1 protein-coding gene, 2 tRNA genes and 3 rRNA genes are annotated in these 6,162 nt (G+C 53.5%); all 6 read left to right on the forward strand.

Features of this window, described 5'->3' with window-relative positions; all coding sequences use genetic code 11:
• Positions 1-495 precede the first annotated feature (495 nt).
• Positions 496-2,038, forward strand: a 16S ribosomal RNA gene (locus tag RIFP1SYM_RS15180).
• 106 nt (positions 2,039-2,144) lie between these two features.
• Positions 2,145-2,221: transfer RNA gene (locus RIFP1SYM_RS15185), tRNA-Ile, on the forward strand.
• Positions 2,222-2,233: 12 nt separating this feature from the next.
• A tRNA-Ala gene (locus tag RIFP1SYM_RS15190) sits at positions 2,234-2,309 on the forward strand.
• A gap of 203 nt (positions 2,310-2,512) precedes the next feature.
• Positions 2,513-5,281, forward strand: a 23S ribosomal RNA gene (locus RIFP1SYM_RS15195).
• 97 nt (positions 5,282-5,378) lie between these two features.
• Positions 5,379-5,494 (forward strand): 5S ribosomal RNA (rrf, locus tag RIFP1SYM_RS15200).
• Together the 16S, 23S and 5S rRNA genes with 2 tRNA genes alongside form the textbook arrangement of a ribosomal RNA operon.
• A gap of 139 nt (positions 5,495-5,633) precedes the next feature.
• The coding region (locus RIFP1SYM_RS15205) for a hypothetical protein (RefSeq protein WP_039960707.1) at positions 5,634-6,162 on the forward strand (529 nt) is incomplete at its 3' end.

Consider the following 6,162-nt stretch of genomic DNA (forward strand, 5'->3'; position numbering starts at 1 on the left):
TCTGCCAGGTAGGCAAGCGTCGGTTTGCGCGTGTAACGCTGGTTTGATGGTGAGGTTTGAGGCTTGAAGGGGAGGGGGTGCAATTAGATGGCATAAGGTCTTGACGGGGAGGAAGATGGCCGTATAATGCGCGGCTCTTTACGGGGCGAACGGCGGTTGAGTCGGGCCACGGAGGAGACGGGAAGCGCGCTTCTCGGGGCTGAAAAAAAGGGGTTGACAGACTACCTTAGCCCTGTAGAATACGCGCCTCCAAACGAGATCGCTACGGCGCTGATCGGGATCCAAGAAAAAGTTCTTGACACCAGATTGGAGGCCTGTAAAATAGGCGGTCTTTCCCGGACGAAAAGTCCGGAAGCTCTTTAACAAGTCGGATAGGTAATTTGTGTGGGTACTCCGTTGACTTTGGTGAGACCAAAGATCGACGAGAGACTCAAGCGTTAATTCGATTGAATTTCGAGTCAAAAAGATTGGCTGCCATAAGTAGCTATCAAACTTAAACTGAAGAGTTTGATCCTGGCTCAGATTGAACGCTGGCGGTATGCTTAACACATGCAAGTCGAACGGTAACGCGGAGAGCTTGCTCTCTGGCGACGAGTGGCGGACGGGTGAGTAACGCGTAGGAATCTGCCCAGTAGTGGGGGACAACTCGGAGAAATCCGAGCTAATACCGCATACGCCCTACGGGGGAAAGCGGGGGATCTTCGGACCTCGCGCTATTGGATGAGCCTGCGTTGGATTAGCTAGTTGGTGGGGTAATGGCCTACCAAGGCGACGATCCATAGCTGGTCTGAGAGGACGATCAGCCACACTGGGACTGAGACACGGCCCAGACTCCTACGGGAGGCAGCAGTGGGGAATATTGGACAATGGGCGAAAGCCTGATCCAGCAATACCGCGTGTGTGAAGAAGGCCTGCGGGTTGTAAAGCACTTTCAATTGGGAAGAAAAGCCTGAGGATAATACCCTTGGGTCTTGACGTTACCTTTAGAAGAAGCACCGGCTAACTCCGTGCCAGCAGCCGCGGTAATACGGAGGGTGCGAGCGTTAATCGGAATTACTGGGCGTAAAGCGCGCGTAGGCGGCTTGTTAAGTCAGATGTGAAAGCCCTGGGCTCAACCTGGGAACTGCATTTGATACTGGCAGGCTAGAGTATGGTAGAGGGAAGTGGAATTCCGGGTGTAGCGGTGAAATGCGTAGATATCCGGAGGAACATCAGTGGCGAAGGCGACTTCCTGGACCAATACTGACGCTGAGGTGCGAAAGCGTGGGTAGCAAACAGGATTAGATACCCTGGTAGTCCACGCCGTAAACGATGTCAACTAGCCGTTGGGCTCATTATAAGGGCTTAGTGGCGCAGCTAACGCGATAAGTTGACCGCCTGGGGAGTACGGCCGCAAGGTTAAAACTCAAAGGAATTGACGGGGGCCCGCACAAGCGGTGGAGCATGTGGTTTAATTCGATGCAACGCGAAGAACCTTACCAGCCCTTGACATCCTCGGAACTTTCTAGAGATAGATTGGTGCCTTCGGGAGCCGAGTGACAGGTGCTGCATGGCTGTCGTCAGCTCGTGTCGTGAGATGTTGGGTTAAGTCCCGTAACGAGCGCAACCCTTGCCCTTAGTTGCCAGCACGTAATGGTGGGAACTCTAAGGGGACTGCCGGTGACAAACCGGAGGAAGGTGGGGATGACGTCAAGTCATCATGGCCCTTATGGGCTGGGCTACACACGTGCTACAATGGCCGGTACAGAGGGCTGCAAACCCGCGAGGGGGAGCCAATCTCAGAAAACCGGTCGTAGTCCGGATCGCAGTCTGCAACTCGACTGCGTGAAGTCGGAATCGCTAGTAATCGCGGATCAGCATGCCGCGGTGAATACGTTCCCGGGCCTTGTACACACCGCCCGTCACACCATGGGAGTGGGTTGCAAAAGAAGTGGGTAGCTTAACCTTCGGGAGGGCGCTCACCACTTTGTGATTCATGACTGGGGTGAAGTCGTAACAAGGTAGCCCTAGGGGAACCTGGGGCTGGATCACCTCCTTTAAAAAGTTTCGCCGGGTCGGCGGAGTACTCACATAAATTACCTATCCACAGTTAAAGCAGATACAGGCCTGTTGCTTGAAGCATCTGTACTGCACTTGAGCAAATTGGGTCTGTAGCTCAGTTGGTTAGAGCGCACCCCTGATAAGGGTGAGGTCGGAGGTTCAAATCCTCCCAGACCCACCAGATTGGAGTTCAGGGGCCATAGCTCAGCTGGGAGAGCGCCTGCCTTGCACGCAGGAGGTCGGCGGTTCGATCCCGCCTGGCTCCACCAAATTCATGAGTGGGAAGTGTCTAGCGAGAAGGCTAGCCACTTTGCATTTGCGAAGTCTGCTCTTTAAAAATTAGGTTAGATCGCTGATAGGTGATATCGAAAGATATCCTTATCAATTAAGTATCTAAGTTTCTCAAGGCTTAGATACTGGGTATGTTGCATTCGTAACCATTGATTGTATCCCAGAATTTTTGGGGTTATATGGTCAAGTGAGTAAGCGCATACGGTGGATGCCTAGGCGGCAGAAGGCGATGAAGGACGTGGTAGGCTGCGATAAGCCTCGGGGAGTTGTCAAACTAGCTTTGATCCGAGGATTTCCGAATGGGGGAACCCACCTCTTAGGAGGTATCTGCATCTGAATACATAGGGTGTAGAGGCGAACCCGGGGAACTGAAACATCTAAGTACCCGGAGGAAAAGAAATCAACCGAGATTCCCTTAGTAGCGGCGAGCGAACGGGGATTAGCCCTTAAGCGATAGAGTGGTTAGTGGAACGGTCTGGAAAGTCCGGCGATACAGGGTGATAGCCCCGTACACGAAAGCCTATTTATCGTGAAATCGAGTAGGGCGGGACACGTGATATCCTGTCTGAACATGGGGGGACCATCCTCCAAGGCTAAATACTCTCTGCCGACCGATAGTGAACCAGTACCGTGAGGGAAAGGCGAAAAGAACCCCGTTGAGGGGAGTGAAATAGAACCTGAAACCGTATGCGTACAAGCAGTGGGAGCCCCTTCGGGGGTGACTGCGTACCTTTTGTATAATGGGTCAGCGACTTACTTCTCAGTGGCAAGGTTAACCGTATAGGGGAGCCGTAGGGAAACCGAGTCTTAATAGGGCGCCATAGTCGCTGGGAGTAGACCCGAAACCGGGCGATCTACCCATGGCCAGGGTGAAGGTGCGGTAACACGCGCTGGAGGCCCGAACCCACTTACGTTGAAAAGTGAGGGGATGAGCTGTGGGTAGGAGTGAAAGGCTAATCAAGCCCGGAGATAGCTGGTTCTCCTCGAAAGCTATTTAGGTAGCGCCTCGCGTCTCACTCCAGGGGGTAGAGCACTGTTTCGGCTAGGGGGCCATCCCGGCTTACCAAACCGATGCAAACTCCGAATACCTGGAAGTGCAATCGCGGGAGACACACGGCGGGTGCTAACGTCCGTCGTGGAAAGGGAAACAACCCAGACCGCCAGCTAAGGTCCCTAAATCACAACTCAGTGGGAAACGATGTGGGAAGGCATAGACAGCTAGGAGGTTGGCTTAGAAGCAGCCATCCTTTAAAGAAAGCGTAATAGCTCACTAGTCGAGTCGGCCTGCGCGGAAGATTTAACGGGGCTTAAGTTGTGTACCGAAGCTGCGGATGCGTGTTTACACGCATGGTAGAGGAGCGTTCTGTAAGCCTGCGAAGGTGTGTTGTAAAGCATGCTGGAGGTATCAGAAGTGCGAATGCTGACATGAGTAACGATAATGCGGGTGAGAGGCCCGCACGCCGAAAGCCCAAGGTTTCCTGCGCAACGCTAATCGGCGCAGGGTTAGCCGGCCCCTAAGGCGAGGCCGAAAGGCGTAGTCGATGGGAATCAGGTTAATATTCCTGAGCCTGCAGGTGGTGACGAATTCCGGTAGTTACTGTATCGCGTTGGTTGTCGATATGGTGGCGTAGGAGTTCCAGGAAATAGCCCCTGCATATAGACCGTACCCCAAACCGACACAGGTGGGCAGGATGAGTATTCCAAGGCGCTTGAGAGAACTCTGGTGAAGGAACTAGGCAAAATGGTACCGTAACTTCGGGAGAAGGTACGCCCCTCGTAGTGCAAGCTATGGGGGGCCGCAGAGACCAGGTGGCTGCGACTGTTTATTAAAAACATAGCACTCTGCAAACTCGAAAGAGGACGTATAGGGTGTGACGCCTGCCCGGTGCCGGAAGGTTAATTGATGGGGTTAGCGCAAGCGAAGCTCTTGATCGAAGCCCCGGTAAACGGCGGCCGTAACTATAACGGTCCTAAGGTAGCGAAATTCCTTGTCGGGTAAGTTCCGACCTGCACGAATGGCGTAACGATGGCCACACTGTCTCCACCAGAGACTCAGTGAAATTGAACTCGCTGTTAAGATGCAGTGTACCCGCGGCTAGACGGAAAGACCCCGTGAACCTTTACTACAGCTTTGCACTGGACTTTGAGCCTACTTGTGTAGGATAGGTGGGAGGCTTTGAAACCGGAACGCCAGTTTCGGTGGAGCCAACCTTGAAATACCACCCTGGTATGTTTGAAGTTCTAACCTAGACCCGTTATCCGGGTTGGGGACAGTGTATGGTGGGTAGTTTGACTGGGGCGGTCTCCTCCCAAAGAGTAACGGAGGAGCACGAAGGTACCCTCAGCGCGGTCGGACATCGCGCAATGAGTGCAAAGGCATAAGGGTGCTTGACTGCGAGACAGACACGTCGAGCAGGTACGAAAGTAGGTCTTAGTGATCCGGTGGTTCTGTATGGAAGGGCCATCGCTCAACGGATAAAAGGTACTCCGGGGATAACAGGCTGATACCGCCCAAGAGTTCATATCGACGGCGGTGTTTGGCACCTCGATGTCGGCTCATCACATCCTGGGGCTGAAGTCGGTCCCAAGGGTATGGCTGTTCGCCATTTAAAGTGGTACGCGAGCTGGGTTTAGAACGTCGTGAGACAGTTCGGTCCCTATCTGCCGTGGGCGTTCGAGATTTGAGGGAAGCTGCTCCTAGTACGAGAGGACCGGAGTGGACGTATCTCTGGTGTTCCGGTTGTCACGCCAGTGGCATTGCCGGGTAGCTACATACGGACAGGATAACCGCTGAAAGCATCTAAGCGGGAAGCCCCTCCCAAGATTAGATCTCGCTGGACCCTTGAGGTCCCTGAAGGTCCGTTAAAGACTATGACGTTGATAGGCTGGGTGTGGAAGCGCAGTAATGTGTGAAGCTAACCAGTACTAATTGACCGTGAGGCTTGACCATATAACCCCAAACGTTTTGGGATGGTTAAGCGAATGCGACACCCAAGCGATCTAACCGAATGCTGTTCTGCTCCGATAGGAGCAGGACCACTTGTTTGCCTGGCGGCCATAGCGAGTTGGTACCACCCGATCCCATCCCGAACTCGGAAGTGAAACGACTTAGCGCCGATGATAGTGTGGGGTCTCCCCATGTGAAAGTAGGTCACTGCCAGGCGCTTATTCCAAACCCCGGATCAACTATGGTCCGGGGTTTTTTATTGCGTGTAGAATGACGGCTCTCTCAGTCAAAACTGATCCTAATCCATGATGAGCGTCGAGATGGCATCCGATTGCCTTGGGGGAGCATCATCCTGATGAGCCTGAGGCTGGTGTCCAAGCGAAAAATTCTGTGGGCCAGCTTGGCTGGTAGTGCAGGAACCAGCGCTGCTTTGGTGGGGCTCTTTTTTATGCTGCTTGGCCTGAATCTGCATACCTATACAAAACTGACCGCAGAGCGGGTTCTGGCCAAGGTTATTGTGGGCGAGAAATCAGAGCTGGGGCGAGCGTTGATGCTCCGTATCGACGGCAAGCAACCGATTAGGCTGGATATGCCAGGAGAGGAGTGGCAACTTGATGGACGCTTTTTGAAGTGGAAAGCGTGGGCGGCTCTGCTGGGAAAAACACCAAACGTCCGACTTGAGCGATTTTCCTCTCGTCGGGAGAAGAACGCGCAAGTCGCTTCTGAACCCGTGATCATCGAACTGATTGAGTCGCCTGGCACCTGGATCAGTGCCGCGATGACTATCGCGGAACAACTTGGAATGGTGGACGCCTATTACGGTAGCTCAGTCTATATGCCTCTGGCCGAAGGCGCTGAGTTCATCGTTAGCGCAACCATGTCAG

The organism is endosymbiont of Riftia pachyptila (vent Ph05), assembly GCF_000224455.1.
Taxonomy (GTDB): Bacteria; Pseudomonadota; Gammaproteobacteria; order Chromatiales; family Chromatiaceae; genus Endoriftia; species Endoriftia persephonae.